The sequence below is a fragment of the Kribbella sp. NPDC020701 genome, assembly GCF_055562215.1.
Genome location: NZ_JBVHFT010000018.1, coordinates 181,008 through 205,304, shown reverse-complemented (window position 1 = coordinate 205,304; position 24,297 = coordinate 181,008). Strand labels below are relative to the sequence as shown.

Below are 24,297 nucleotides of genomic sequence, written 5' to 3'. Positions count from 1 at the left end.
TGCTGTCAGACGTCGATGGTGCGGGGTTCTGCTGGGAGGACTCGGCCGCCCACGGTGGCATGGGCCGGGGGGTGCCAGGTGGTGTGGAGGTGGGAGCCAGCGCCTTGGATGACGAGGAGGTCGCGGCAGAGTCGAGCGGTTAGCTGGGTGACGGCGGAGCCGGTGGCTTCGTCTTCGGGGACGTTCATGGCGGGGGCGAAGGCTCGGGCTCGGACGGTGGCGGTGGGCTCGTCGATCCAGGACCAGAGGAAGGTGTGACCGGCTGAGTACGTCGTGGGGTCGGCGGACAGCACGTCATCGGGGGTGGGCAGCTGGTGCCAGTCCCAGGTGCTGCCCCAGGTGGTGTCGGCTTGGACGAAGATCAGGTCGCCGGTGCGGGTGACGGGGATCGTGCCGGCGGGGACGTGGAGGGTGTCGACCGGGTGGCCGTGGTGGTGGAGCCACCAGGCGGCGCCGACGGTGGGGTGGCCGGCGAAGGACATCTCGCCCGTGGCTGTGTAGATGCGGAGAGTGCCGGTCGCCGGATCGTCGACGTACACGGTCTCGCTGTAGCCGAGTTCGGCGGCGACGCGCCGGCGGTCGGCGGGTGGGACGAGGTGGCCTTCGACGATGCCGAGGGGGTTGCCGAACCGGCCGTCGGGGTCGGCGAAGACCCTGACGACCTCGACGTGGAGGGTGGTCAACCCGTCAGAAGACGGCGATCGCGGCGATGACCGCGATCAGGACCACCGCGGCACCGACGACGGCCAGGACGCGGCCGTTCAGCTTGGGATCGGTGGCGGCCTCGGTCTGGCCCTCGTTGACGAAGGCGCGGAACATCTGGGTGTTCGCGCCCGGGTCCTGCTCGTTCTCCAGGTTCTGCGGGACGTTCTGCTCAGCCATGGCCACAGACCCTACCTGGCACCGGAACGAGCGCGACGGACGCCCGTCGAAGCCTGACACAGTGCTGACCTTTCTCTTGGCCTGATGTACCATTTGGTACATGCGCTTCGATCATTCCAGCACGATTCAGGCCTCCCCCGAGCGGGTGTGGCAGGTGTTCAGCGACGTCGAGCGGTGGCCCGAGTGGACCCCGACCGTCGAATCCGTCGAGCGGCTCGACGCGGGCCGCATCCACATCGGCGCCAAGACCCGGATCCGCCAGCCGAAGCTGCCGGTCGCGATCTGGGAGGTGACGGAACTCAAGGAGGGCGAGTACTTCGAGTGGGTCTCCAAAGGTCCCGGCATCAAGACCACCGGCGGTCACCGCGTCGTCAGTACGCCGGAAGGCACGGTGGCGACCGCGACGATCATCCAGGAGGGTCCGCTCGGCTGGCTGTTCGGCAAGCTGTACGCCGGTCTCACCAAGCGCTACATCGCGACCGAGACGGCAAAGCTGAAGCAAATCAGTGAGTCGTGAGTCTCTGCTGTCCGAGGCCGTCGAGCACTTCGCGAAGAACGGCATCGGAGACGCCAGCCTGCGTAGTATCGCGACCTCGATCGGCACCAGCCACCGGATGCTGATCTACCACTTCGGCTCCCGCGAGGGATTGCTCGCCGAGGTGGTGCGCACCGTCGAACGACAGCAGCGCGATCTGCTGGCCGAGGTGATGGCAACCGACCTACCCCTGGCCGAGCAGAACGAACTGTTCTGGCGACGTGTCACCGAGGCGACGCTGATCTACGGGCCGTTGTTCTTCGAGCTCAGCGCACACGCCATGCAGGATCTGCCGCACACCGAGGCTCTGAAGGCAGATCTGATCAACGTGTGGCTTCCACCGGTGATCGAGTTGTGCATCCGTGCGGGCATCCCGCCGGAGGAAGCACCGGCGTACGCACGGCTCGGTCTGGCCGCGTCCCGTGGGTTGTTGTTCGACTTGCTGCTGACCGGCGACCAGGCGGGCGTCGACGAGGCGTCCGCGCTGCTCAACCGGCTGTTCAGTCTCCCGGCCGAACCGGCGTCCTAAGCGCCCGGTTCGGTCGGCGTCGCGACCCAGCCGGCCACGATCGGCAGGCGGGACTCCCGAAGTACGGCGGCGAACGCGAACGGCCGGTCCAGTACGACGTCGAGCCGGCGGGCCTGGCGGGTCGGCATCGAGGCGCGCATCAGGCCCATCGCCGTGACGGCCGCAGCCTCGAACCCGGTCGCGAAGAACCGCGCGAGCACCTTCTGCTTGGCCTGCCCGACGGCGAGCGGGGTCGGACTGATCGCGCTGAAGTGCCCGCGCTCGCCCGGATCCGTGGTGACCGCGCTCAGCCCGAAGAGCTCACGCAACGCCAGCAGATCGTGCTCCGCCTCGACGTTGAACGACGGCAACGTCAGCTTCAGATCCGGCCGCGGCGCCGTGGTCTGGCCGATCTTCACCCCCGGCGCGACCCCGGACCCGGCGTCCGCTTGCTCGATCAATGCGCTCCCTGGGACGCCGTCGGCCGGACGCGCGGCGACATCCAGCAGACCGGCGAGTACGTCGGCCTGCGCGACCTGCGGCTGCCCAATACCGAGGAGGACGTCCACGTCGGCGTCACCTCTGACCGTGACGACCGTGAGCCACGCGGCAGACGGGTGCTCGTACCGACGTACGGCGTCAAGATCGTTGTCGACGCGGTCCAGCCAATGCCACGAACCGGCCCATGGACCGTCGCCCACGCGCCTGATCTGCTCGGTGAACGGGCGGACCCACGTGGTGCGCAACGACAGCGCCGAGGCGAGCACGAGCATGACATCCGGCGTGATCTCGAGCGGCATCTCACGGATCAGGTCGTTCGTATGCCGCGCCGCCCACGCGTCGAGCTTCGGCTTGTCGACAGCGGCCTGCCCGGTGAGCATGCCGACCAGCGGAGCCGGCATGACGATGTCGAAGGCCTCGGAGAGCTTGAGGTGCTCGCTCACCCACACACCCAGCGCCGCGTGCAGATCGGCCGACCCCTCGATCGCCTGGATCAATGCGAGCGCCTGCCGGGATCCCTGGTCAGCCGGAAGACCGGCAGCGGCAGCCAGCTCGGCGCGGCCCGGTTCGTCGGCGGCGGTCGCCAGGATCGCGAGCAACGGCCACAGGCCGAGCCCGGACACCACGGTGTTGCCCGCCGGGAGTTCGCGGGCCCAGCGGGTGGTGAGGTCGTTGACTGCGCGCACCACGTCGGCATCCATACCTCCACCCTGCCACACGGCTCCCGACCGGGATGACGCTGATTTTCATTTGCAAATACTTTGTGTCAGGATGCCGCCCATGACGACGCCGTCCGGCACCGTGAAGGAGCCTGAAGGGTCCTCGATCGCCTTCACCACGACCTTGGTTCTGCTGGTCGGGCTGGCGTTGTTCGGACGGCGGATCTTCAACGACCTGTTCACCGACGACGGGGTGCGGACCTGGGCGACGATGTTCGTCGGTGTCACCGTGCAGGCGCTGCCGTTCCTGGTGCTCGGGGTCCTGCTGTCGGCGGCGCTGACCGCATTCGTCCCGGCGTCGTTCTTCGCGAAGGCGTTGCCCAAGCACCCGGCCCTCGCCGTACCGGTGGCCAGCGCGTCCGGCGTCGTACTGCCCGGCTGTGAGTGCGCGTCGGTGCCGGTGTCGGCGGCGTTGATGAACCGGGGCGTGACGCCGGCCGCGGCGATCGCGTTCCTGTTGTCCGCGCCGGCGATCAACCCCGTCGTACTCGCGTCGACCGCGGTCGCGTTCCCCGGTCAGCCGAAGGTGGTGGTCGCGCGCGCGGTGACCTCGCTCGCGCCGACCGCGCTCGCCGTCCGGGACTACGCCGTCTGGGCGGTCTGGGAGAAGGAGAGCATGAAGGGCCGCGCGTTCCAGCTGACCGGCTTCGTCACCCCGGCCAAGAACGGCACCTGGTACGTGACCCGCATCGGCCTGACCTGCTGCGTCGCCGACGGTACGGCGTTCATGGTCGAAGCCCGCGGCCAGACCGCGCCACCGAAGAACCAATGGGTCACGGTGACCGGCCAGTGGGCCGAGCCGACCAAACGCGTCGACGGCGACGTCGCCGCCCTCACAGTCGAGACGGTCAATCCCGTCACCGCCCCATTGAACCCCTACGAGTAGTTCACCCAGCCGGCCACAACGGGCACACCTGTCGGCCGATGTACGGCGATGAACCCGAACGGCTGCTCCAACGACACCAGCAGCGCCTTCCCACCCGGCATCGGCGCGGACCCGGCGGCCATCGGCATCGCGGTCACGGCGGCCGCTTCGAACCCAGTCGCGGAGAAGCGTGCCATCACCGCCTGCTTGGCCTGGTCGATCGCCAGCGGCTGCGAGCTCAACCCCGGGAAATGCCCGCGGCTGTTGTCCATCGCCGTCCGCAGCCCGAATACGTCGGGATGCTCGAGCAGATCGTGTTCCGCGTCGACCTCGAAGTACGGCATCGACAGGATCACGCTCGGCTGCGGCGACATCGACTCGATCACCTGCAACGCGGGCGCCGTCCGCTCGCCGGCCAGCAACTCCGCCCCGCTCACCCCGGCGCCGCTCAGCTCGAGCGCAGCCGCCAGTACGGCGCCCCGACCAGCCGCACCCGCCACCAGGCGTACGTCGAACTCCCCGACGCCGACGACCGTCACAACCGTGAGCGGACCGACCGCGCTCTCAAAAACCCGAACGCTGGAGAGGTCAGAGTCGGTCCGGCCCAGCCAGCGACGATCTCCGCGTGGGTACTCGGTGAAGGGCAGGGCCCACTTGGTCTTCAGCGCCAGCGCGGACGCGAGCACCAGCATCACATCCTGGGTGAGCCGGATCGGCATCCGGCGCAACAGACCGTCCGTCCGCTCGACCACCCAGGCATCCAGCGCGGCCTGATCGGTCAACGTGCCCCGCACGTCCGGCGGCAGGAACCGATCGACGCCCGGCTGCAACACGATCTCCGGCCGGGTCCACAGCCCCAAGGCCATCCGGAGTTCGGTCGTGTGCGGGAGACCGTCGTACCGTCCACCGGCGGCCGCGGCGAGCTCGCTGCGCGCCGGGTCGCTGGCGAGCTCGGCGAGGATCGCGAGCAGGGGTTGGACTCCGAGGCCGGAGACGACGGTGCTGTCCTCGCCGGGAAGGCTCTCGATCCAGCGAGCGGTCAGACGAGCGACGTTGCCGGCATCCATCGCCTCAGACGTCCGTGAAGTGCTCGACGTGCGGCGGGTTCGCGAAGTGCGGGCCGATCAGGCCGCGCCAGACACCGAACGCGTCGCTCGCGCGGAACGCCTCGTGCGCCGCGACCGACTCCCACTCGACCTGAAGGACGAAGCGGGTGGACGTCTCGATGCCGCGGACCATCCGGATCTGTCCGCTGCCCTCCGCGTTCTCGAGCTGCTTGCGGGCTTCCAGATAGGCGGTCGCAAAGGCGTCCTCCTGGCCGGCGATCACATCGAACAACGCGACTTCGAGCACCATGCCGCCAACCTTCTCACGGCTCAGGCGGCCGACTCGCTGAGGATCCGTTCCCCGGACTCCGCCGGGCGCCGCGGACGCCGCCGGATCACGGTGCAGGCCATGCCGCCGATCACCAGCGCCGCCGCGATCGCCTGCTGGAGTCCGACCGTCTCGCCGCGGACGAGCCAGGCCGTGGCCATCGCGACGATCGGGACCAAGAGGGAGAACGGCGCCACCGTGCTGGCGTCGTACTGGCGCAGCAGATAGCCCCACGTGCCGAAACCGAACAGGGTGGCGACAAAGGCGAGGTAGCCGATCGCGCCGATGCCCGTGAGCTGGATCCCGCGCAGCGCGTCCAGGTCCTCCCGCGGTCCTTCGGTGAGCAGGGACAAGAGCGTCAGCGGTACGACGGCCACCGCGCTGACCCAGATCATGAAGCGCAACGTGTCCTGCGGCTTCGCATGCCGGGTGATCGTATTGGAGACGCCCCAGCAGGCGCCGGCCGCGATCACCAGGACGAGCCCTCCGAGCGGAGCGGAGAGACCGTGGTCGAGCATGATCAGGAGCATTCCGACACAGGCGATCACGATGCCGGCCACCTGCGCCCGCCGCGGCCGTTCGCGCAGTACGACGATCGCGAAGACGACCGTGAAGATCACCTGGCTCTGCAGCACCAGCGACGCCAGACCCGCCGGGACGCCGTCCTTCATCGCGATGAACAGCAGGCCGAACTTCGCGACACCGAGCGCGAGGCCGACGCCGATCACGTACCGCCAGGCGACCCGCGGCTTGCCGAGCAGGAAGATCGCGGGCACAGCGGCGAAGAAGAACCGCAACGCCGAGAACAGCAACGGCGGGAAGTCCTCCAGCCCGACCTCGATGACGACGAAGTTCACGCCCCAGACGAGGACGACGGCGAGCGCGAGCAGCAGGTCACGGGGTTTCATGCCGTCCAGTCTCGGCGGGACTACACTTAAGGACCAGCACCGATTTCTACTGCCTTCGATGTAGGAGCGCTACATGATGGATCTCGGCCGGCTCCGCGCTCTGCAGGCCGTCGCGCAGTACGGCTCGGTCAATCGCGCCGCCGAGGTGCTCGGGTACACACCGTCGGCCGTGTCGCAGCAGCTGGCCAAGCTCGAGCGGGAGACGCGCACGACGCTGGTCGAGCGCCAGGGACGCGGGATCGTGCTGACCGACGCGGCCCGGCAGCTGGCAGCGACCGCGACGCAGATTCTCGAGCTGGTCGAGGACGCCGAGCTGACATTGGAAGAGCAACGGGGACAGGCGATCGGGACGCTGACCATCGCCGCGTTTCCGACCGCGGCCCGAGGATTGTTGCCGCATGCCTTGGGGCGGTTGATGGACGACAACCCGGGCCTCGATGTCGGTCTCGTCGAGACCGATCCGTTCGAGGCCGTTGCCGCGGTCAACCGCGGTGAGGTCCACGTCGCCGTCGTGCACGACTGGCACAACGCGCCGCTCAGCCTGCCGGAGGGACTGTCCCGCGTGAAGCTCGGGTCGGATCCGGCGGATGTGCTGGTCCCGGAGACGCATCGCCTGGCCGGCAAGGAGTTCGTCCGCGCCGAGGACCTGGTCGGCGAGCGCTGGATCTGCCAGCCGGCCGGTTCGGTCTGCTACGAGTGGCTGATCCGGACAATGCGCCGCGCCGGCGTCGAACCGAACGTCGCCTACTCGGTCGCGGAGTACCAGACCCAGCTGGCCATGCTTGCCCGCGGCATCGGTATCGGCCTGCTCCCGCGGCTCGGCCGCGGCACACTCCCCGACGGCGTGGTCGTGATCCCGCTCCAGCCCGCCCCGAGCCGCCGCCTGTACGCCGTCTGGCGGACGACGACCTCCCGCCGTCCGGCGATTTCGGTCACCCTGCAGACGTTGAAGACAGCCTGGCCCGACCGCGACACCGCATGATCGAATGTGATCACCTTGCGCGACCGGTTGACAACATTCCGGAGTGACCACTAGGTTCGCATGAACTATTAGGAAACCTTCCTAACCATCCTCTCGTCACCGCCCCGATCGACCGCACCAACACCATCACCGGCGGCAAGGCCATCACCAACCCCGGCATCCCGGTCACGTGACCGGCCCTCGCGCTACCCCGGCCGCCCTGCCCGGCGGCCGGGGCACGGCCGGCCGGCTGACCGCCCCTCAGCCGGCCCTTGGTCCGGCCTTTCAGCTGGAGCCGACGAGGGTGCGGAGTTTGGTTTCGGTTTCCTCGTCGGCGGCGGTGTAGATGTTGGCGCGGAGTTGGCCGGCGCGGGTCAGCCACATGATCGCCGGCTCGATCCGCAGGATGCCGGCCTTCGCGTTGTCCAGCACCTTGATCCGGGTGCTCGGCGCGGCAACGTCGTACCGCTCCCACAACTCCGCGAACAGCGCCGAACTGGCCAGCAGCCGCTGGGTCAGGTCCTGCCACACCGGCTCGCCCAGATGATCGGCCAGCGCGGCCCGGTACGCGGCGACCATGTGGTGCTTCATCGACTCCGCCTCCGTGAAACTGCACCGCCACTGTTTCGACACGAAGGTCAGCCAGAGGATGTTGCGCTCCTCGACCGGGATGACGCGCAGGTCGAGGATCACGTCGCAGTACGCGTCATTGAACGCGAGGATGTCGTAGCGGGCGTTGAGTACGAGCGCTGGGTACGGCGAGACCGTGTCGAGCATCTTCTGGATGGACGAGGGCAGGACCGTGCACTCGCCACGGGCGGGGCCGAGTGGGAGACCGGCCAGTGTGTAGAGGTGGTCGCGCTCCAGCTTGTCGAGCCGCAGCGTGTTGGCCACGGACTCCAGCACCTGCGCCGACACGTTGATGTCGCGCCCCTGCTCCAACCACGTGTACCAAGTGACGCCCACGCCCGCGAGCAACGCCACCTCCTCCCGCCGCAGCCCAGGCGTCCGCCGCCGCCCACCCGGCGCAAACCCGACCTCCTCCGGCTGAATCCGCTCCCGCCGGCTCCGCAAGAACACCCCCAACTCCCGCCGCCGCTCCCCCTTACCCACACCGTCCCGGACCGGCCCGGCCGACTCCTCCACACCGCGGCTCGTGGTGCGCAAGGAATTGTCCGTGGTGGCTGGAACAGTGGTCATGACACCATCATGGGCTGAAGTACAACCTGGTTCCAGGTGGTGTGAATACCAGGATAAGTAGACTCTCACCACCAGGCTGCGAGTGAGCGCAGGGTGGAGGCATGACAGACCAGCTCCAAGCTGCCACCGCCCGTGACACCCCCGCCACGCCGCAGCCTGCCGTCGCGTCGCCGCTGGGGCCGGTGGCTCTGACCACCCTGCTCTTCGGCGCCTTCCTGCCGATGCTCTCCTTCTTCATCATCAACGTCGCGCTACCCGCGATCGGATCCGACCTGCACGCCAGCTCCGGCGAGCTCCAACTCGTCGTCGGCAGCTACGGCATCGCCAACGCGACGCTGCTCGTGGTCGGCGGCAGGCTCGGCGACGGCCTCGGCCGCAAGCGCCTGTTCCTGATCGGCCTCACCGGCTTCACCGTCATGTCGCTGATCTGCGCCATCGCACCGACCATCGGCGTACTCCTGGCGGCCCGTGTCGCCCAAGGCGCAGCAGCCGCCGCGATGACCCCACAGGTCCTCGCCTCGATCTCCAGCCTGCTCACCGGCGAACATCGCGCCCGCGCGATGGCCATGTTCGGTGTGGCCGGAGGCGCCGCGGCCGCACTCGGTCAGATCCTGGGCGGCGTACTGGTAGAGGCCAACGTCTTCGACCTCGGCTGGCGCGCAGTGTTCCTCGTCAACGTCCCAGTCGGCATCGTCGCCGTAGCAGCCGCGATCCGGCTGCTCCCGGAGACCAAAGCCGACAAGGCACAGCGCGTGGACCTCGTCGGCGCCGCACTGCTCGCAGTGACCCTGGTGCTCCTGCTGCTGCCGCTCACCGAGGGCCGACCACTCGGCTGGCCGCTGTGGACCTGGCTGTGCCTCGCCGCCACCATCCCGGCCGTAGCGGTGCTCGCCGTACACCAGCACCGGTCTGAGCGGTCCGGCCAGTCTCCGCTGATCCCACCGACCGTGCTGCGGCTGAAGGCGATGCGGATCGGTCTACTGCTCGCGGTGGCGTTCTTCACCACGTTCGGCGGCTTCATGTTCGTGTTCGCGCTCGCCACCCAGGGTGAGGCGCACATGTCCCCACTGGAAGGCGGTCTGAGCCTGCTGCCGATGGCGGTCGGGTTCCTGATCACCTCGATCTACGGCCCCCGCCTGCAGGTGCGGTACGGCGCCGGCCTGATCCTGCGCGGGTGGATCATCCAGGCCGTCGGGTACGCCGTACTCGCGGTCGTCGCCCTCACCCTGTGGCCGGACGTGGACCCGTGGAGGCTCGCCGTACCGATGCTGATCGCCGGATTCGGTTCCGGCCTGGTCATGGTGCCGCTGATCGGCGTTGTGCTCAGTCAGGTCCCGCCGACCCAGGCTGGCCTGGGCAGCGGCATCCTGCTCACCAGTCAGCAGACCTGTCTCGCACTGGGCGCGGCTACGGTCGGTACGGCGTACCTCGCGCTGGCTGGCACGTCGTGGGGCCAAGGCAAGGCACTCGCCGCGGTAGCGCTGGCCATCACCGCGGTGTCACTGCTGATGACTCCGATCACGCACCAACTGCGCTCACGCGCCTGAGCGGTGCTCACCAGTGCGGCGGGCGGCTGACTGCCTGCGGGAGTTTGGTGGCCTGGTCGCCTCTGGCGGCGTTGACCTGGGATTGCGTGAGGAAGAGGGCGCCGGTCAGGTCCGCGCCGCGCAGGTCCGCGTCGCGGAGGTCCGCCCCGATCAGGTCCGCCTGGCGGAGATCGGCGTCGCGAAGGTCCGCGGCGATCAGGTAGGCACCGCGCAGGTTGGCCTTCGCGAGGTCGGCGCCGCGGAGACGGGCGCCGATCAGGTCTGCGCCGCGGCGCTCCTTCTTCTTGCTCTGCTTGCCACGGACCAGCTGACTGGTCTTCAGTAGCAGCTCGTTCACCGCGGCCCGCTCCGCCATCACGTCGACCGTCGTGAGGTCCGCCGTACGGCTGACACCCTCGACTCGCTCGATGGCCGCCCGCACCTCCGCGTCGAAGGCCTTGTATTCAAGGGCTTCCGTGAGATACCAGAGCAACTCGTGCAGCTGACGCAGGATCGGCAGCGCCGCGAACATCTGCTGACCGGGCTGCTCCCGCCAGCTCTGGCCGGCCCGGCGTGAGATCTCCTGACCGGCGCCGAAGCAGTCGTAGACCGTGCATCCCTGGAAGCCCGCCGTACGCAGCTTGCTGTGAATCGTGCAGCGGAAGTCCTGGCTGAGATTCGGGCAGGCCTCACCCGCGGGCTTGTCCAGAGCGAAGTCCGCCGACTTCGCGAACGTCAGCGCGACGCAGCAGAGGCCGAAGCAACTGCCGCAGTCGGCGCGAAGATCAGTTCTGCTCAGCAACCGTCTGGCCGGTGCGGCGCCAGCGGATGCCGGCCTCGATGAACTCGTCGATCTCGCCGTCGAAGACGCCGGACGTGTTACCGGACTCGTACTGCGTGCGCAGGTCCTTCACCATCTGGTACGGGTGCAGGACGTACGACCGCATCTGGTCGCCCCACGAACCCTGCACGTCACCGCGCAGCGCGTCGATCTGGGCCCGCTCCTCGGCCTTCTTCAGCGCCAGCAGCTTGGCCTTCAGGATGACCATCGCGGAGGCCTTGTTCTGCAGCTGGGACTTCTCGTTCTGGCAGGAGACCACGGTGCCGGTCGGGATGTGCGTGATCCGGACCGCGGAGTCGGTCGTGTTGACGCTCTGACCACCCGGGCCGGACGAGCGGTACACGTCGATCCGCAGTTCCTCTTCGGGTACGTCGATCTCGTCGGTCTGCTCGAGCACCGGAACCACCTCGACCGCGGCGAACGAGGTCTGCCGGCGGCCCTGGTTGTCGAACGGCGAGATCCGGACCAGCCGGTGCGTGCCCGATTCCACACTCAGCGTGCCGTACGCGTACGGCGCCTTGACCCCGAAGGTGGTCGACTTGAGCCCGGCCTCTTCGGCGTACGACGTGTCGTAGACCTCGGTGGGGTAGCCGTGCCGCTCGGCCCAGCGCAGGTACATCCGCTGCAGCATCTCGGCGAAGTCGGCCGCATCCACACCGCCCGCGCCGGAACGGATCGTGACCAGAGCCTCGCGCTCGTCATACTCACCCGAGAGCAGCGTGCGGACCTCGAGGGACTGGATCGACTTGCCCAGCGAGCCGAGCTCCTTCTCCGCCTCGGCCAGGCTCTCCGCATCGTTCTCCTCGCGACTGAGCTCGACCAGGACCCCCAGGTCGTCGATCCGACTGCGCAGCGCGGTCACCCGCTCCAGGTCGGCCTGCAGGCTGGACAGCCGCGACGTCACCTTCTGCGCGTTCGCCTGGTCGTCCCACAGGTCCGGCGCGGCGACCTGCTCTCCGAGGTCGGCGATCTCGCGGCGCAGAGCGTCAAGATCGAGCACCTTCTCGATCGAGGTCAGCGTCGCGTCGAGCTGCTTGAGCTCCGCGTCAAAATCCAGTCCAGCCACAACCAAGCAGCGTACCCGCTAGGCGGTAGTTGTCGCTAAACCGTGCCTTAGTACTGCGAAGACCTGGGCGACGGCCGGCTCGAACTTCTGCTGTACCTGGTCCGGCTCGACCGGGGTCGACTCATCGGGCAGCAGCCGCATCAGCTCGTCCTCGAGCACCTTCATCGCCGCCGCGAACTGGGCCGCGATCAGACGGTTCCGGAGCCGGCCGGGGTGCCGCTCGTCGAGCGCGGCGGTGAGGAGTGTCTCCATCTCGGCCGCGTTCAGCCGCCGGCGGGCCTGCAGCGCGGCACTGCCTTCGATCGTCCGGACGAACTGCTTCCAGGTCGCCAAGTGCCCGGCCTCGAGCCGTTCCCGGATCCCGGTCAGGTAGCTCGCCTCCAGCACATCCATCGGATCCGCGTCCGCCGGTGCCTCCCGGATGGCCCGCGCCGGGCCGCGCCACCAGCCCTGCTCGTCGAAGAACAGGTCCTCCTTGGCGGGGAAGTGGTTGAAGACCGTCTGTACGGCGACATCCGCGGCGCGCGCGACCTCCGCCACGGTCACCGCGTCGAACCCGCGCTCGATGAACAGCGTCGTCGCGACGTCCGAGATCGCCTGCCGCGTCTGCCGCTTCTTCCGCTCCCGGCGCCCGCTCTCCTCCATTGGACAGAGGGTAGGGCATCCTGCTTTACTTCATCCAATCTTGTAGTCACTACACTTTTGGAGCAGATCCAATGACGATCCTCGTCACCGGCGGCCGCGGCAAGATCGCCCGCGCCGTCACCACCGGCCTGGCTGCCGCCGGCCACGACGTCCGCGTGGCCTCTCGCGAGCCATCCGCCGTACCCGCAGCTCCTGGCATCACCGTCGTCGGGTACGACGCAGCCGACCCGGCACCCGCCTTGGACGGCATCAGCCAGGTCTTCCTGTACTCCGACCCGATCACGGCACCCGCATTCGTCGCGGCGGCCGACGCGGCCGGGGTGAAGCAAGTGGTGCTGCTCTCGTCGCTGTCCGCGCTCGGAGGTCCCGAGGATCCGCATGCGAAGACCGAGCACGTGATCGCCGGTGGGTCCTACGCGATGACCCGGCTGCAGCCCGGCGCCTTCATGAGTAACGCGATGTTCTGGGCCTACCAGGTCCGCGCGACAGGGCAGATCCGGCTCCCGTACCTCGACGCCGAGGAGGCCCCGATCCACGAGCAGGACATCGCCGACGCCGCGCTCCGCGTGCTCCTCGACGGTCCGGGCAACGGCCACGACGGTCGCGGTTATCCCCTGACCGGCCCGGCGTCCATGACCCGGCGCCACCAGATCGAGCTCGTCACCCAGGTCACCGGCGTACCGATCGAGGCCGTCGATCTCACTGCCGACCAGGCCCGGGCCGAGCTGCAGATGCGCGACGCCGGCCAGCGCGAGACGCTGCTCGCCTACTGGGCCTCCCGCGTCGGCGTCCCCCAGCCCATCGAGCCCGGCGTCGAACTCCTCACCGCCCACTCACCCCGCACCTTCACCACCTGGCTGACCGACCGCCCAGGCCTCTTCACCTGATCGGTACGACGGCCGCGGCCTCTGAGGCGATGTCGGCGGAGCCTTGCCAGCCTGGGGGCTTGAAGGGGAGGTCGACGGATGAAGTGAGGCGTACGGTGACTGTCGTGCCGGCGACGTCGGCCGACCAGTCGAGGCCGTCGAATCTGTTGCTGGCGGCAACTTGGTCCAGGTACGCCGCGGTCAGTCGGCGCGCCTCGTCCGGATCGAGCTCCGCATTTCCGTCCGCCGCGGGCTGCGCGTAGATCGCCGCCAGGCCGTTCGCCGCGGCCAGTACCGCGCCGTCCGCGGTCGCGTCCAGATCGCGGCGTACCAGGAACACCTTCGAGATGTCGGTCACCACCACGATCATCAACAAGATGATCGCCGTGAACCCGATGATCAGGACGGTCATCTGACCTTCCTCGTCGCGGCGCCTCATCCGTTGCCCTTGGCTTCGCGGTAGTCGCCGTACGGCTCGGTGTGGGAGGCGCTGACGTGGATCGCCGGGGGTTCGCCGCCGAGGGCGTCCGGGATCAGCGGCAGGCGTACTGCGGTGTCGAGGGTGACCGTCACGGTCGAGCCGGGCTCGAGGCAGGCGGGGCTGCAGGTGATCGTGAGCTGGTCAGGGCTCAGCTCCATCCCCTGGTCCTTCATCGCCAGCCGTGCCGCCTCGAACGCCCGCGCCCGGGCCTCGTCCTCCGACAACCCGGCCGGCACGATGATGAACGCCCGCCCAGCTGCCCGGGTCGCCGCGGTCGCGCCGTACGAGGCCCGCTGGACGTCGAACACCGCGAGCATCACGTACACCAACGGGACCATCAGCAGGATCGCCAGCCAGGAGAACTCCACCACCGCACTCCCGCGCTCATCCCGCCGGCGAAAGGTCCACCAGGCGGCACGCGGACTCATTCGCCGGTCTCCTTGATGGCGTGTCCTTCGACGCTGAAGTCGATGCCCGGCCCCCACAGACCGAGCGGTGGCATGTGCGCCTTGACGACGACCTCCACCCCAGGCTGCCCGTCGAGGTCGGTCGCCTCGGCCGACACCGAGTCGATCAACTGGTCGCGAACCACACCGCTCACCAGCTCGCGCGTCCGCGCCTCACCGTCGCCGGGCACCCGGTTCAGCACGGCCGCATAGTGCGCCCCCTCCGACGCCGCCGCCGTCACCGTGTTGCGCACGTACAGATACAAGCCCACCTGCAGAATCCCCAGAAACAACGGCACGACGAGCGTCGACACCAGCACGAAGTCGACGACCGCCGAACCACGCTCCTCCCGCAGACGTGGTCGAAGGAGCATCACTTGCTGCCGACGGAGTCCAGGGCGTCTTGGAGCATCTGCTTGAGCTGGGTGCCGGCCAGTTGCCAGATCGCGACGACCAGGCCGGCGGTCATCACGGTGATGAGCACCCAGCCGGGCACATCGCCGCGTTCCCGCCGCGCCGGGCGCGGCTTCAGCAGCAACGCCAGGAACACTCTCGTCAGTAGCAGGGACATGACCTCTCCTCAGTTCATCCGGCGATCAGCCGGATTCCGACAGCGCCCGGATAGAAGGCGAAGGCGATGGTCACCGGCAGAACCAGAAAGATCACCGGGACCATCATGGCTACCTCACGTCGCGCGCCGGACTCGATCAGCTCGCGCCGCCCGGCCTCACGGATGTCGCCGGCCTGCGCCCGCAGCACGTCGGCCAGCGGGGTGCCGCGTTCCAGCGCCACCGCCAGCCCGTCCGCGAATCGCGACAACGCCAGCAACCCCGTGCGGTCCGCGAGCGCGTCCAGCGCGCGGACCAGTGTCTCCCCCGCCCTGGTCTCACCCAGGACACGTTTCAGCTCCTCGGCCAACTCGCCCCGGCACGACCGCGCCACCCGGTCGAGGGCCGCGGCCGGGCCCTCACCGGCCGCCACCGACAACGCCAGCAACTCGGCCACGGTCGGCAGCTCGACGAGCAGCCGGCGCTCGCGGCGCCGGACCTGCGAGGTCAGATAGGTGTCCCGGGCAAGCACTCCGAGGACGCCGAGCAGAGCACAGAACACCAGCATCCCGAACGGATTGCCCTTGCCGAGCGACAGCGCTACCGCCGACGCGAACAGACCGGCGCCGAAGGCAACGGTCCCCCACAGCAACTGCTCGATCCGGAACTCCTCGATCGTCCGCTCCAGCCCCGCCCGCACCAACCGCCGCCGGATCGAGGCCGCTCCACCGAGCAGTCGCTCCAGCCGCCGGGCACCCGCCCGCAACGACGGCCCGAACAACCGCAGGATCGCGTAGAACGGTGAACTCGAGTCCACCACGCCGACGAACACCTCGGGCCCACCGAGATCGCGCAGGTACGGCGAGATGCGCTCGTCCGCAGTCGGCTTCCGCAGGAACGGCAAGCGCCGTACGACGACCAGCAGGCCGGCACCGAAGACCGCACCGACCAGACCTCCCATCAACACCGGGCTCATCGCAGCACCCGCTCGGGCTCGGGCAATCGTCCGATCCGCAACATCAACCGGTACGCGATCACGCAGACGACGGCCCCCGCACCGATGATCAATGCGCCCATCGGCGAGTTGTAGCGCTGGATCACATCGCCCTGGAAGGACAACAACGCCAGCACCAGCCAGGGCGCGGCCACCGCGACGCGGGCACCGTTGACCGACCACGACTGCCGCGACTCGAGCTCGGACCTGGTCCGGGCGTCGTCGCGCAGGAACGTCGACAACGAGCGCAGCAACCGGCCGAGGTCACCACCACCGACCTCGCGGGCGATCCGCAACGCCTCGACCACGCGATCGCCAACAGGATCCGCGAGCCGCGCCTTCAACCGATCCAGCGACTCCGCGAACCGGCCCGTCGACGCGTAGTCCGCGCCGAACCGGCGGAACGGCTCCCGCAACGACAGCGGCCCACGCTCGCCCACCTGCGCGAGCGCCTCGGACAGCGACAGCCCGGCCCGGACCGCCGACGCGATGTTGTCCACCACGTCCGGCCACAGCTCCCGGAACTCGGCGAGCCGCTTCCGCGCCCGGCTCCGCAGCAACGCGATCGGCAACCCGCCGGCCATCAGGCCGAACACCACGCCCACCGGCCACGCGCCCGACACCAGGAACATCGCCACGAACCCGACGAGCCCGGTGATCACGCAGGCGCCGATGAAGGCACCAGGCGTCACGCCTTCAACCCCGGCACTCGCCAGAAGCTCGCGGCTGCGGGCGATCAACCGGCCGTCCGCAGCGGGCCCGGTCTCGGCCGGCGCCACGAACGTCGCGATGATCAGCAGCAACCCGATCCCGAAGAACAGCCCGAGCAGCAGCCCCATCAGCCCACTCCTCGCGGCAGCTCGGTGAGCAGCCCGGCCAGGTTGTATCCGGACTGCAGGAACCGCTCGGGATGCGGCAGGTGCCCCTCGGCCCGGCGCAGCAGCCCGTCGACCGTGCCGAAGATCGTCTCGGTCTCGATCGTCTGCTCCTCGATCCGCCCGCTGACCCCGACGATCTCCCGCACCCGCCGCTGCCCGTCCGGCCCGATCCCGAGGTGGATGACGAGATCCACACACCCGGCCACCGTCGGCAGCACGAACCGGCTGCCGATGTTCTCCCCGGCGAGCAGCGGCAGCGTGCACATCTTGGTCAGCGCTTCACGCGCCGAATTCGCGTGGATGGTGCACATGCCCGGCAGCCCGCTGTTCAACGCCAGCAGCAGATCCAGGCACTCCTCGCCGCGCACCTCACCGACGATCACCCGCGACGGACGCATCCGCAGCGACTCTTTGACCAGGTCGCGCAACCGCACCTCGCCGGTGCCCTCGAGCCCCGCCTGCCGCGTCTGCATCGACACCCAGTCGGGGATCGGCAGCTTGATCTCGAAGACCTCCTCGCAGCTGATCACCCGCTCGCTGCCCGGGATCGAACCGGCCAGCGCGTTCAGCATCGTGGTCTTGCCCGCCTGCGTGCCGCCGGAGACCAGGATGTTCAACCCGACCGCGACCGCTGCCTCCAGCACCGCGCCCGCGTGCGGCGTCAGCGAACCGAGCGCGACCAGATCGGTCAGCCGGGTCGCGCGCACGGTGAACTTGCGGATGTTGATCGCCGCGTACCGCTGGGTGATCCCACCGAGCACGATGTGCACCCGGCTCCCGTCCGGCAGCCGCGCGTCGGTGAAAGGCTGGGACACGTCGATCCGCCGGCCGGTCGTCTTCAGCATCCGCTCGACCAGATCGCTGACCTCTTCCTCGGTCAGCACGGTCGTGGTCAGCTCGTGCCGGCCGTCCCGGGCGATGAAGACCCGGCTCGGCTCGTTGATCCAGATCTCTTCGACCGCCGGGTCGTCCAGATACCGCTGCAGCGGGCCGAAGCCGGCGACCCGGTCGTGCACCTCGCGGCTGACCGCCTCCAGGTCACCGATCGGCGGGACCACGCCGGTCAGGCTGCGCTCGTCGTACTCCCGGACGACGGTGGCGACGATCACGTTCACCGCGGCCGGGTCACGGAGCGGATCGATGCCCTCCCGGCGGACCACATCGCGCACCTGCGCGTCGATCAACTCGACCGCACCGTCCCAGCCCGACGACCGGCGCGCGGCAAGTCTGTCGGCTGTCATCGGTCTCCCCGTGTGTGTCCCGTCTGGCGACCACGCGGTCACCATGCGCGACCATCCTTTCAACCGTGGGGCACCCGGCGCCACTCGCCTCCGACGCCCTGTGGACAACCGTGACATGCGAAAGGCTCACCGAGCGTATCCGCCAGGTCACGGCGAGACCACGAAATTGCAGCTTGTTGCAGATTCAGCGATGGACGAGCGTGTGCTCGAAGGAATAGCGGCTCGCCCGGTAGAGGTGGGAGCCGTACTCGACCGGCTGACCGTGGTCGTCGTACGTGATCCGGGTCGTCGCCAGCAGCGGTGAGCCCGGCTCCTCCGACAGCAGGCGAGCGTGCTCGAGTGAGGCGGGGACGGCCGAGATCGTCTGGTGCGCCACCTTCAGCCGGACGCCCTCGGCGCGCAGCAACTGATAGAGCCCACGCTCGGCCAGCGTGGCCGGGTCCGTTTCCAGGAGATCCGCCGGGAGCCAGTTCCGCATCAGGGCCAGCGGCTCGCCGTCTGCCCGCCGCAGGCGCTCCAGCCGAAGCACTCGGTCGCCCTGCTCACACTGCAACGCGGCAGCGACCTCCGCGGTGGCCGGAGTGATGCCGAACCGCAGTACGTCGGTCTCCGGCTTGCGGTGCGCCGCGGCCAGGTCGTCGTACAGGCTGGTGAGCTCGAGGGAACGTCGTACCTGGCCGGAGTTCCCCACGACCTGCGTGCCGACGCCGCGCTTGCGCACCAGCAGTCCCTGGTCGACCAGTCGCGCGATCGCCTGCCGCACCGTCGGCCGGCTCAGCCCGTACGCCTCCGCGAGGTCGACCTCGTTGCTCAACCGGGATCCGACCGGCAACTCACCGCCCTGGATCGCCGCTTCGAGCTGCTGCGCCAACTGCACGTGCAACGGCGTACGGCTGTTCCGGTCGACCTGGACCTGGACGGTGCTCATGCGCACATCCTGCGGCCTCGGCCCGATTCCGTCGAGCCACCACCCGGATTTGATCAGATGGCTTCCTTTGTGAACGCGTCCCGGAAACGGCGCAGCGCGAGCTCACTGTCGGTGGCGGCGAACGCTTCCAGCCCGACAGTGCCCTCATACCCCAGCTCACGCAGAGCAGCCGCCACCGCGGGGTAGTTGATCTCGCCGGTCCCCGGCTCACACCGGCCGGGTACGTCGGCCACCTGGATCTCACCGAGCTGCGGGAACGCCTTGCGGAGCAGCTCGATCAGGTTCCCCTCGCCGATCTGCGCATGGTACAGGTCCAGCATCAGCTTCAGCTGCGGGTGATCGACAGCCTCGACCAGCGCGAGCGTGTCGGCCGCCTTCCCGAACGGCACGCCGGGATGGTCGACCTCGGCATTGAGGTTCTCCAGCACGAACATCACGCCGTACCGCTCGGCGAGCTTCGCCAGCTTCTCCAGCGTGTGCGCGGCCGTCAGCCACATCCGCCCGGTCACCTCGTACGCCGGTACGACGGACAGCCCGCGATCGTCGAGCTCCGTGCGGTGCAGGTTGAGCCGTGGACACCCGAGCTCGAGGGCGACGTGGACGGACTGCTCCGCGGTCTCCAGCAGCCGAAGCCGACCTGGAAGGCGACCCCGGCGGCGTCGGTCGCGGCGATCGCCTGGTCGATCTCCTCGAGCGTCAAGGAGGCAGGCTTCTCACACCAGACCGGCTTGCCCGCGGCGGCCGCGCGCTGGATCAGGTCCAGGTGGGCGGCCGCGATCGAGGTGATCACCACGCCGTCGACGTCCTTCAGCAACCCGTCCACGTCCTGGGCCTCGGTGCCGTACCGCGCCGCGAGCTTCTCCGCTGCCTCCGGCCGGGCATCGGCGACCGCGGCCAGCTCGGCGCCGGGCACGTGCCGCGCGATGTTACCCGCGTGCATGGTGCCGATCCGGCCGGCTCCGATCATCCCGAGCCGAACCAGCGGCAGTCCGTGGTCTGTGCGCATCCGCCACCCCTTCAGCAGCAAGGACTAGAGCGCTCTAGTCATCGCTAGCGAACACTGCTTTGATGGTCCTGGTCAAGACCCTGGGAGAATCGCCGAGATGAACCACCGACCGACGATGGAGGACGTCGCCGCCCGCGCCGGCGTGTCCCGTGCGCTGGTCTCGATCGTCTATCGCGACGTACCGGGGGCGAGCGACGAGACCCGGGCCCGCGTGTTCGCGGCCGGCGACGACCTCGGGTACCGCCCGGATCATCGGGCCCGGCTGCTCGGACGTCAGCGCACGCGGCTGATCGGCGTGGCGTTCGACGTTCGCTATCCCTTCCACGGCGACCTGGTCGAGGCGCTCTACCCGGCGGCCGAAACCCTCGGCTACGACCTCACGTTGAGTGCGGTCACCGGCTCCCGAGGAGAGGCGGTCGCGGTCCAGTCCCTGCTGGACTACCGCTGCGAGTCGCTCGTGCTGCTTGGTCCTACCTCACCGCCGGCTGCGTTGGCCGCTCTGGCCGAGGCTCAGCCGACGGTTGTCGTCGCGCGCAAAGTACGGGCCGCAGGCGTTCACGTCGTACGCACGGACGACGCTGCCGGCTCACGTCTGGCGGTGGAGCACCTGTTGTCGCTCGGCCACACCCGGATCGCTCACGTCGACGGCGTGCGGGCTCCCGGCGCGGCCGAACGTCGTACGGCGTACACCCAGACGATGCGCCGCGCCCATCTCGAACCACTCGTGATCCCCGGCGGCCTGACCGAGGCCGCGGGCGCAGCCGCCGCGCGCGAGCTGCCACCCGAGGTCACCGCCGTCGCTGCCTTCAACGACGCCTGTGGGATCGGCCTCCTGCATGCGCGGAGATCTCCGGAGCTGTCGATCATCGGGTACGACGACTCGACGCCGTCGCGCTTGGATCACATCCAGCTGACGACCATCGCACAGAACGCCGACCGGCTCGCGTCGGCCGCACTCGGGCTCGCGATCTGCGAGGACCGCGATCCGCCGCAGGAGATCATCACCGACCCGGACCTGCTGGTGCGTGCGACCACCAGGCCGATCTAGACCCGACTGGATCGCCGGTACGCCGATGGCGACTGGCCGGTGTGGTTGGTGAAGACGCGGCTGAGGTAGAAGGCGCTGCGGTATCCGCTGCGTACGGCGATCGCCTGCAGCGTCTCGTCGGTCTCGGTCAGCAGCTCGCGTGCCTTCTGCAGTCGGACGCCTCTGAGGTAGGCGACCGGTGTGACGCCGTGAACAGCGTGGAACCGCCGCGTGAGTTGAGAGGGGCTGATCCCCAGCGCTGCCGCCAGTTCGCCCAGGGAGAAGTCCGGCGAGGTGAAGTGGTCGAGGATGAACGTCGTCGCATTCCGCACCACCTGATCCCCGCGGACACCCTGGCGCTGCATCATCAGGATCAGATCGGTGACGACATGAGCGACCACCAGCTCGCTGTGACTGTCGAGCATGGAGAGATTGGTGCGGAGACGTGCGAGATCCTGCACCCGGCTGCATCCGGCGGGCGGCACCACGTCGGTGCTGAAGCGTGCATGGAAGAACGAGGTCGGCGACGTCATCCGGCGGTGCAGCGTGCCACCCGGCGGGCAGACGACGATGTCGCCGAACCTCGCCACCCCGCGGATGTCGCCGACCTCGTAGATGAACGAGCCGGTCCGCGGCAGCAGCAGGCACCAGTTGTCGTAGGTGTCGAAGCTGAGGCTGAACTGCGTCCGGCGCGGCGCGAGCAGGTAGCCGTCGAGCGTGAGCACGGCAAGAAAGTACATGTGCATGCTCAGATCCGCCATACTGCTGGTACTTGCGCTCTTCTTAGAGTGCATGAGTGATCGATATCTGTGTCTACGGAGGAACGCCCGCGGGCTGCGTCGCCGCGATGACGGCACACCAGGAGGGTGCGTCCGTGATCCTCATCGAGCCCAGCCGTTGGCTCGGCGGGATGCTGAGTGCGGGGATCAAGCCGGCGCAGGACTGCCCTGTCCCCGCAGCCGTCGGCGGCCTCTCGCGCGACGTGGTCTTCGGCTTCGGGGACAACCCGTACGACGTCATGCGCGCCTTTCACGACTGGATCGCCAGTGCCGGCATCGAGGTGATCTTCGAGCGCCGCGTTCGCTCGGTGACCCAAGAGGGCAACCGCATCACCGCCCTCCACCTGGAGACGTCGCCGCCGGACCAGTGGGGCGTCCCGCTACCGTCCGCGGAATCGGTGCCCGACGGTGAGGTGCAAGCGAGAGTCTTCATCGACGCGTCCTACGAGGGCGACCTGATGGCGCACGCCGGTGTCCCGTACCGCACCGGACGCGAGTCCCGCGATGCGTTCGGTGAAGAGGTTGCCGGCGTCTGCCCGGTCACGAACTGGACGCCGATCGACCCGTACGTCGTACCCGGTGACAGCACCAGCGGACTGCTCCCACTGGTCGAGCGAGATCACGGTCTGCCGGTCGGTGCGGCCGATGACTACACCCAGGCCTACAACTACCGCTTCTACGTGACCACCGACGCGGAGCGCCGTGCTGAGCTCACGGCCCCCGACGACTACTCACCCGATGACTACGAGCTGGTCCGGCGGTACGTCGAACATCTCGACCTCGAGGGTCTCCGGGGCATCTTCCCCGGCTGGCTCAACTCGGGCGAGTACAACTACCAGCGTGCGTCTCTGGTGACCAACGCTCCGCTCGGAGTGAGCCGCGAGTACCAGGACGGCGACTGGGACGATCGCTCGCGGATCTGGCGCCATCACATCGACTATCTGCGCGGACTCCACCACTTCCTCTCCACCGACCCCGCCGTACCTGCGGAGTTCCGTGCCGAGACGGCGGCGTACGGGCTGGATGCGAGCGTCTTCCCCGATACCGACGGCTGGCCGCCGCAGCTGTACGTGCGGGTGTCACGGCGACTGGAGGGCCGCTACACGATCACGCATGCGGACGTGATCAACCAGACCGATCCGACCGACAGCATCGGCCTCGCACTGTTCGGTGTGGACATCTATCCGGTACGGCGGATCCCGCATCGGGACGCATCGGGGCAGCTGGGGGTGGCGACCGAGGGCGATATGTTCATCGGCGGGCACCTGGGCACCGGTCGGCCGTATCCCATTCCCTACCGGGCGATCACGCCGAAGCAGGAAGACTGCGGCAACCTGCTCGTACCTGTGTGTCTGTCCGCGACGCACGTCGGCTATGCGGCCACCCGGATGGAGCCTGTCTTCTGTGTGCTCGCCGAGTCGGCCGCTGTCGCCGCAGTGCAGTCGCTTCGGTCGCAGATCGACATACAGGAGCTGGATGGGGCGGAGTTGCAGCGGCGAATCGTCGAGCGTGGTCAGGTCATCCAGGCAGGTTGTACGGCGTGATCGGGTGCAGGTTGCTGGGCGTCGTACGAACCGCTGGGAGCAACTGGTGAGCCTGCAGGAGGTGCTGGCAGGCGTGGTGGAGATCGGTCGGGAGGTCGTGGTGCAGGACGACGGACAGGGCGCCGGAGCGGAGTAGCGCGACGTTGTCGGCGTCGAGGTCGTGGGCGACGAAGCAGCGGTACGTGCGGTCGAGATCAGTGAATGCCTGGACGATGGCACTGTTGCCGCCACCGATGGAGTAGACCGCGTTGATGGCCGGGTCCGCGGTCAGTGCGGCCAAGGCTTGCCCGTGCATGGTCGTGTCGAGCCCGTCCGTCTCGGCCAACTCGACGACCGACCGGTCCGGTGACAGCCGGCGCAGCGTGGACCGGAAGCCCATCTCACGTTCCTCCTCACCCCGGAACGAACCACGGCTCAGCGTCACGAGCACGTTGCCGGGCTCGGTGCCCAGCCATTGCGTGAGGAAGTACGCCGCGGTCGCGCCGGCGGAGCGGTTGTCGATCCCGACGTACGCGAGGCGCCGGCTGGTGGGCAGATCGGTGACGAGAGTGACGACTGGGATGCCGGCGGCGACCAGGCGGTCGACGGCCTCGATCACTTCGGGTTCGTCCGGCGCTTTGAGGATGACGCCCTGCGAGCCGCGCTTGCGCAGCTTGTCCAGAGTCGCGGTGACGTCGGCGGCGGAGGCGGTCTCGCTCAGGTCGAACCGAGCTCTGATCACTGCCGGACGCAGACCGGGCAGGGCCGCCTCCAGGGCGGTGCGGACCGCTTGGGAGAAGCGGCTGGGGGCCTGCATGACCAGGTCGATCACCAGCGTGCGCCCGCCCAGCCGGATCTGGGTCGCCTGCCGGTCCAGATCGTGCACCGCCTGGTCGACCTGACGGCGGGCGCGGGCACTCACGCCGTCGCGATCGTTCAGCACCCGGTCCACGGTCGTCTCGCTCAGCCCGGCCTGGACCGCGATGTCGCGGACCCGATGCTCGCGTGCCATCGCGTTCTCCTTCCCGCGAACTGCTGTCTGGAATGAC

General features: G+C 68.9%; 30 protein-coding genes. 8 read left to right on the top strand and 22 right to left on the bottom strand.

The features are described 5' to 3' along the window. Positions 1 to 5: 5 nt before the first annotated feature. Together ACZ3HV_RS35725 and ACZ3HV_RS35720 are read right to left on the bottom strand one after the other, a co-directional pair. Positions 6 to 683, bottom strand: coding sequence for a PhzF family phenazine biosynthesis protein (locus tag ACZ3HV_RS35725; protein ID WP_465691020.1), 678 nt, complete (start codon positions 681 to 683; stop codon positions 6 to 8). Positions 684 to 687: 4 nt separating this feature from the next. After that, on the bottom strand, positions 688 to 882 hold the full coding sequence (locus ACZ3HV_RS35720) for a hypothetical protein (protein WP_465691018.1): 195 nt from the start codon (positions 880 to 882) through the stop codon (positions 688 to 690). A gap of 100 nt (positions 883 to 982) precedes the next feature. Here ACZ3HV_RS35720 and ACZ3HV_RS35715 point away from each other — a divergent pair, with 100 nt between their 5' ends. Together ACZ3HV_RS35715 and ACZ3HV_RS35710 are read left to right on the top strand one after the other, a co-directional pair. Beyond that, a complete protein-coding gene (locus ACZ3HV_RS35715; protein WP_360378167.1) occupies positions 983 to 1,399 on the top strand; it encodes an SRPBCC family protein in 417 nt (138 codons plus the stop codon). Continuing rightward, on the top strand, positions 1,389 to 1,946 hold the full coding sequence (locus ACZ3HV_RS35710; protein ID WP_465691016.1) for a TetR/AcrR family transcriptional regulator: 558 nt from the start codon (positions 1,389 to 1,391) through the stop codon (positions 1,944 to 1,946). Before ACZ3HV_RS35715 ends, ACZ3HV_RS35710 begins: the two co-directional genes overlap by 11 nt. On the opposite strand, the gene ACZ3HV_RS35705 is transcribed toward ACZ3HV_RS35710, so the two are convergent. Beyond that, positions 1,943 to 3,127 carry a serpin family protein gene (locus tag ACZ3HV_RS35705; protein WP_465691014.1) on the bottom strand — a complete coding sequence of 395 codons (1,185 nt, stop codon included), beginning with the start codon at positions 3,125 to 3,127 and terminating at the stop codon, positions 1,943 to 1,945. The two genes, ACZ3HV_RS35710 and ACZ3HV_RS35705, sit on opposite strands and share 4 nt — an antisense overlap. Positions 3,128 to 3,206: 79 nt before the next feature. Between ACZ3HV_RS35705 and ACZ3HV_RS35700 the strand changes: the two genes are divergently transcribed. Next, on the top strand, positions 3,207 to 4,031 hold the full coding sequence (locus ACZ3HV_RS35700) for a permease (protein ID WP_465691012.1): 825 nt from the start codon (positions 3,207 to 3,209) through the stop codon (positions 4,029 to 4,031). On the opposite strand, the gene ACZ3HV_RS35695 is transcribed toward ACZ3HV_RS35700, so the two are convergent. Genes ACZ3HV_RS35695 through ACZ3HV_RS35685 form a run of 3 tightly spaced genes read right to left on the bottom strand, consistent with a single transcriptional unit; the run spans position 4,022 to position 6,292 of the window. Further along, entirely contained in the window at positions 4,022 to 5,077 is a 1,056-nt protein-coding gene (locus tag ACZ3HV_RS35695) for a serpin family protein (RefSeq protein WP_465691010.1), read from the bottom strand. The genes ACZ3HV_RS35700 and ACZ3HV_RS35695 overlap by 10 nt on opposite strands. 4 nt (positions 5,078 to 5,081) lie before the next feature. Beyond that, the gene (locus ACZ3HV_RS35690) at positions 5,082 to 5,366 is read right to left on the bottom strand and encodes an antibiotic biosynthesis monooxygenase family protein (RefSeq protein ID WP_360377078.1); all 285 of its coding nucleotides are present in this window, start codon (positions 5,364 to 5,366) and stop codon (positions 5,082 to 5,084) included. Positions 5,367 to 5,386: 20 nt separating this feature from the next. Next, positions 5,387 to 6,292, bottom strand: coding sequence for an EamA family transporter (locus tag ACZ3HV_RS35685; RefSeq protein WP_465691008.1), 906 nt, complete (start codon positions 6,290 to 6,292; stop codon positions 5,387 to 5,389). A gap of 73 nt (positions 6,293 to 6,365) precedes the next feature. Here ACZ3HV_RS35685 and ACZ3HV_RS35680 point away from each other — a divergent pair, with 73 nt between their 5' ends. Next, positions 6,366 to 7,274, top strand: coding sequence for a LysR family transcriptional regulator (locus ACZ3HV_RS35680; protein ID WP_465691006.1), 909 nt, complete (start codon positions 6,366 to 6,368; stop codon positions 7,272 to 7,274). 264 nt (positions 7,275 to 7,538) lie between these two features. Here ACZ3HV_RS35680 and ACZ3HV_RS35675 read toward each other — a convergent pair whose 3' ends face one another. Next, positions 7,539 to 8,453, bottom strand: coding sequence for a helix-turn-helix transcriptional regulator (locus ACZ3HV_RS35675; RefSeq protein WP_465691004.1), 915 nt, complete (start codon positions 8,451 to 8,453; stop codon positions 7,539 to 7,541). 101 nt (positions 8,454 to 8,554) lie between these two features. Between ACZ3HV_RS35675 and ACZ3HV_RS35670 the strand changes: the two genes are divergently transcribed. Continuing rightward, entirely contained in the window at positions 8,555 to 10,000 is a 1,446-nt protein-coding gene (locus tag ACZ3HV_RS35670; protein WP_465691002.1) for an MFS transporter, read from the top strand. A 7-nt stretch (positions 10,001 to 10,007) separates the two neighbouring features. Here ACZ3HV_RS35670 and ACZ3HV_RS35665 read toward each other — a convergent pair whose 3' ends face one another. From ACZ3HV_RS35665 to ACZ3HV_RS35655, 3 genes are read right to left on the bottom strand one after another with little or no spacing between them, the layout of a single operon-like run. Beyond that, positions 10,008 to 10,781, bottom strand: coding sequence for a pentapeptide repeat-containing protein (locus ACZ3HV_RS35665; protein ID WP_465691001.1), 774 nt, complete (start codon positions 10,779 to 10,781; stop codon positions 10,008 to 10,010). After that, positions 10,765 to 11,886, bottom strand: coding sequence for a peptide chain release factor 2 (gene prfB / locus ACZ3HV_RS35660; RefSeq protein WP_465690999.1), 1,122 nt, complete (start codon positions 11,884 to 11,886; stop codon positions 10,765 to 10,767). The genes ACZ3HV_RS35665 and prfB overlap by 17 nt, the downstream gene beginning before the upstream one ends. A gap of 18 nt (positions 11,887 to 11,904) precedes the next feature. After that, positions 11,905 to 12,531 (bottom strand): TetR/AcrR family transcriptional regulator, encoded by a 627-nt coding sequence (locus ACZ3HV_RS35655; RefSeq protein WP_465690997.1) that lies wholly within the window; start codon positions 12,529 to 12,531, stop codon positions 11,905 to 11,907. Positions 12,532 to 12,602: 71 nt separating this feature from the next. On the opposite strand from ACZ3HV_RS35655, the gene ACZ3HV_RS35650 reads away from it, so the two are divergent. Next, positions 12,603 to 13,418 carry an NAD(P)H-binding protein gene (locus ACZ3HV_RS35650; protein ID WP_465690995.1) on the top strand — a complete coding sequence of 272 codons (816 nt, stop codon included), beginning with the start codon at positions 12,603 to 12,605 and terminating at the stop codon, positions 13,416 to 13,418. Here the strand turns inward: ACZ3HV_RS35650 and ACZ3HV_RS35645 are convergent. The 10 genes from ACZ3HV_RS35645 to ACZ3HV_RS35600 form a co-directional block, all read right to left on the bottom strand. Further along, positions 13,411 to 13,809, bottom strand: coding sequence for a pilus assembly protein TadG-related protein (locus tag ACZ3HV_RS35645; RefSeq protein ID WP_360377054.1), 399 nt, complete (start codon positions 13,807 to 13,809; stop codon positions 13,411 to 13,413). The genes ACZ3HV_RS35650 and ACZ3HV_RS35645 overlap by 8 nt on opposite strands. Before the next feature lie 23 nt (positions 13,810 to 13,832). Continuing rightward, a complete protein-coding gene (locus ACZ3HV_RS35640) occupies positions 13,833 to 14,306 on the bottom strand; it encodes a TadE/TadG family type IV pilus assembly protein (RefSeq protein WP_465690993.1) in 474 nt (157 codons plus the stop codon). Then, positions 14,303 to 14,698, bottom strand: a complete 396-nt coding sequence (locus ACZ3HV_RS35635) for a TadE family protein (RefSeq protein ID WP_465690991.1) — start codon at positions 14,696 to 14,698, stop codon at positions 14,303 to 14,305. The genes ACZ3HV_RS35640 and ACZ3HV_RS35635 overlap by 4 nt, the downstream gene beginning before the upstream one ends. Beyond that, positions 14,698 to 14,895 (bottom strand): hypothetical protein, encoded by a 198-nt coding sequence (locus ACZ3HV_RS35630; protein WP_360377048.1) that lies wholly within the window; start codon positions 14,893 to 14,895, stop codon positions 14,698 to 14,700. The genes ACZ3HV_RS35635 and ACZ3HV_RS35630 overlap by 1 nt, the downstream gene beginning before the upstream one ends. Before the next feature lie 14 nt (positions 14,896 to 14,909). Continuing rightward, positions 14,910 to 15,848, bottom strand: a complete 939-nt coding sequence (locus ACZ3HV_RS35625; protein WP_465690989.1) for a type II secretion system F family protein — start codon at positions 15,846 to 15,848, stop codon at positions 14,910 to 14,912. Continuing rightward, positions 15,845 to 16,705, bottom strand: coding sequence for a type II secretion system F family protein (locus ACZ3HV_RS35620; protein ID WP_465690987.1), 861 nt, complete (start codon positions 16,703 to 16,705; stop codon positions 15,845 to 15,847). The genes ACZ3HV_RS35625 and ACZ3HV_RS35620 overlap by 4 nt, the downstream gene beginning before the upstream one ends. Next, positions 16,705 to 17,985, bottom strand: coding sequence for a CpaF family protein (locus tag ACZ3HV_RS35615; protein WP_360377040.1), 1,281 nt, complete (start codon positions 17,983 to 17,985; stop codon positions 16,705 to 16,707). Before ACZ3HV_RS35615 ends, ACZ3HV_RS35620 begins: the two co-directional genes overlap by 1 nt. A gap of 184 nt (positions 17,986 to 18,169) precedes the next feature. Next, positions 18,170 to 18,913 carry a GntR family transcriptional regulator gene (locus tag ACZ3HV_RS35610; RefSeq protein ID WP_465690985.1) on the bottom strand — a complete coding sequence of 248 codons (744 nt, stop codon included), beginning with the start codon at positions 18,911 to 18,913 and terminating at the stop codon, positions 18,170 to 18,172. A gap of 53 nt (positions 18,914 to 18,966) precedes the next feature. Then, positions 18,967 to 19,476, bottom strand: a complete 510-nt coding sequence (locus ACZ3HV_RS35605; RefSeq protein ID WP_465691054.1) for a TIM barrel protein — start codon at positions 19,474 to 19,476, stop codon at positions 18,967 to 18,969. Next, positions 19,419 to 19,919, bottom strand: a complete 501-nt coding sequence (locus ACZ3HV_RS35600) for a Gfo/Idh/MocA family protein (protein ID WP_465690983.1) — start codon at positions 19,917 to 19,919, stop codon at positions 19,419 to 19,421. Before ACZ3HV_RS35600 ends, ACZ3HV_RS35605 begins: the two co-directional genes overlap by 58 nt. A gap of 97 nt (positions 19,920 to 20,016) precedes the next feature. On the opposite strand from ACZ3HV_RS35600, the gene ACZ3HV_RS35595 reads away from it, so the two are divergent. Further along, positions 20,017 to 20,967 (top strand): LacI family DNA-binding transcriptional regulator, encoded by a 951-nt coding sequence (locus ACZ3HV_RS35595; RefSeq protein WP_465690981.1) that lies wholly within the window; start codon positions 20,017 to 20,019, stop codon positions 20,965 to 20,967. On the opposite strand, the gene ACZ3HV_RS35590 is transcribed toward ACZ3HV_RS35595, so the two are convergent. Beyond that, positions 20,964 to 21,707: an AraC family transcriptional regulator gene (locus tag ACZ3HV_RS35590; protein WP_465690979.1), complete on the bottom strand. Its 744-nt coding sequence runs from the start codon at positions 21,705 to 21,707 to the stop codon at positions 20,964 to 20,966. The two genes, ACZ3HV_RS35595 and ACZ3HV_RS35590, sit on opposite strands and share 4 nt — an antisense overlap. A gap of 35 nt (positions 21,708 to 21,742) precedes the next feature. On the opposite strand from ACZ3HV_RS35590, the gene ACZ3HV_RS35585 reads away from it, so the two are divergent. Beyond that, the gene (locus ACZ3HV_RS35585) at positions 21,743 to 23,269 is read left to right on the top strand and encodes an FAD-dependent oxidoreductase (protein WP_465690977.1); all 1,527 of its coding nucleotides are present in this window, start codon (positions 21,743 to 21,745) and stop codon (positions 23,267 to 23,269) included. Here ACZ3HV_RS35585 and ACZ3HV_RS35580 read toward each other — a convergent pair. Next, complete coding sequence (locus tag ACZ3HV_RS35580; protein WP_465690975.1) at positions 23,244 to 24,260, bottom strand: LacI family DNA-binding transcriptional regulator; 1,017 nt, start codon at positions 24,258 to 24,260, stop codon at positions 23,244 to 23,246. The two genes, ACZ3HV_RS35585 and ACZ3HV_RS35580, sit on opposite strands and share 26 nt — an antisense overlap. Positions 24,261 to 24,297: the final 37 nt, after the last annotated feature.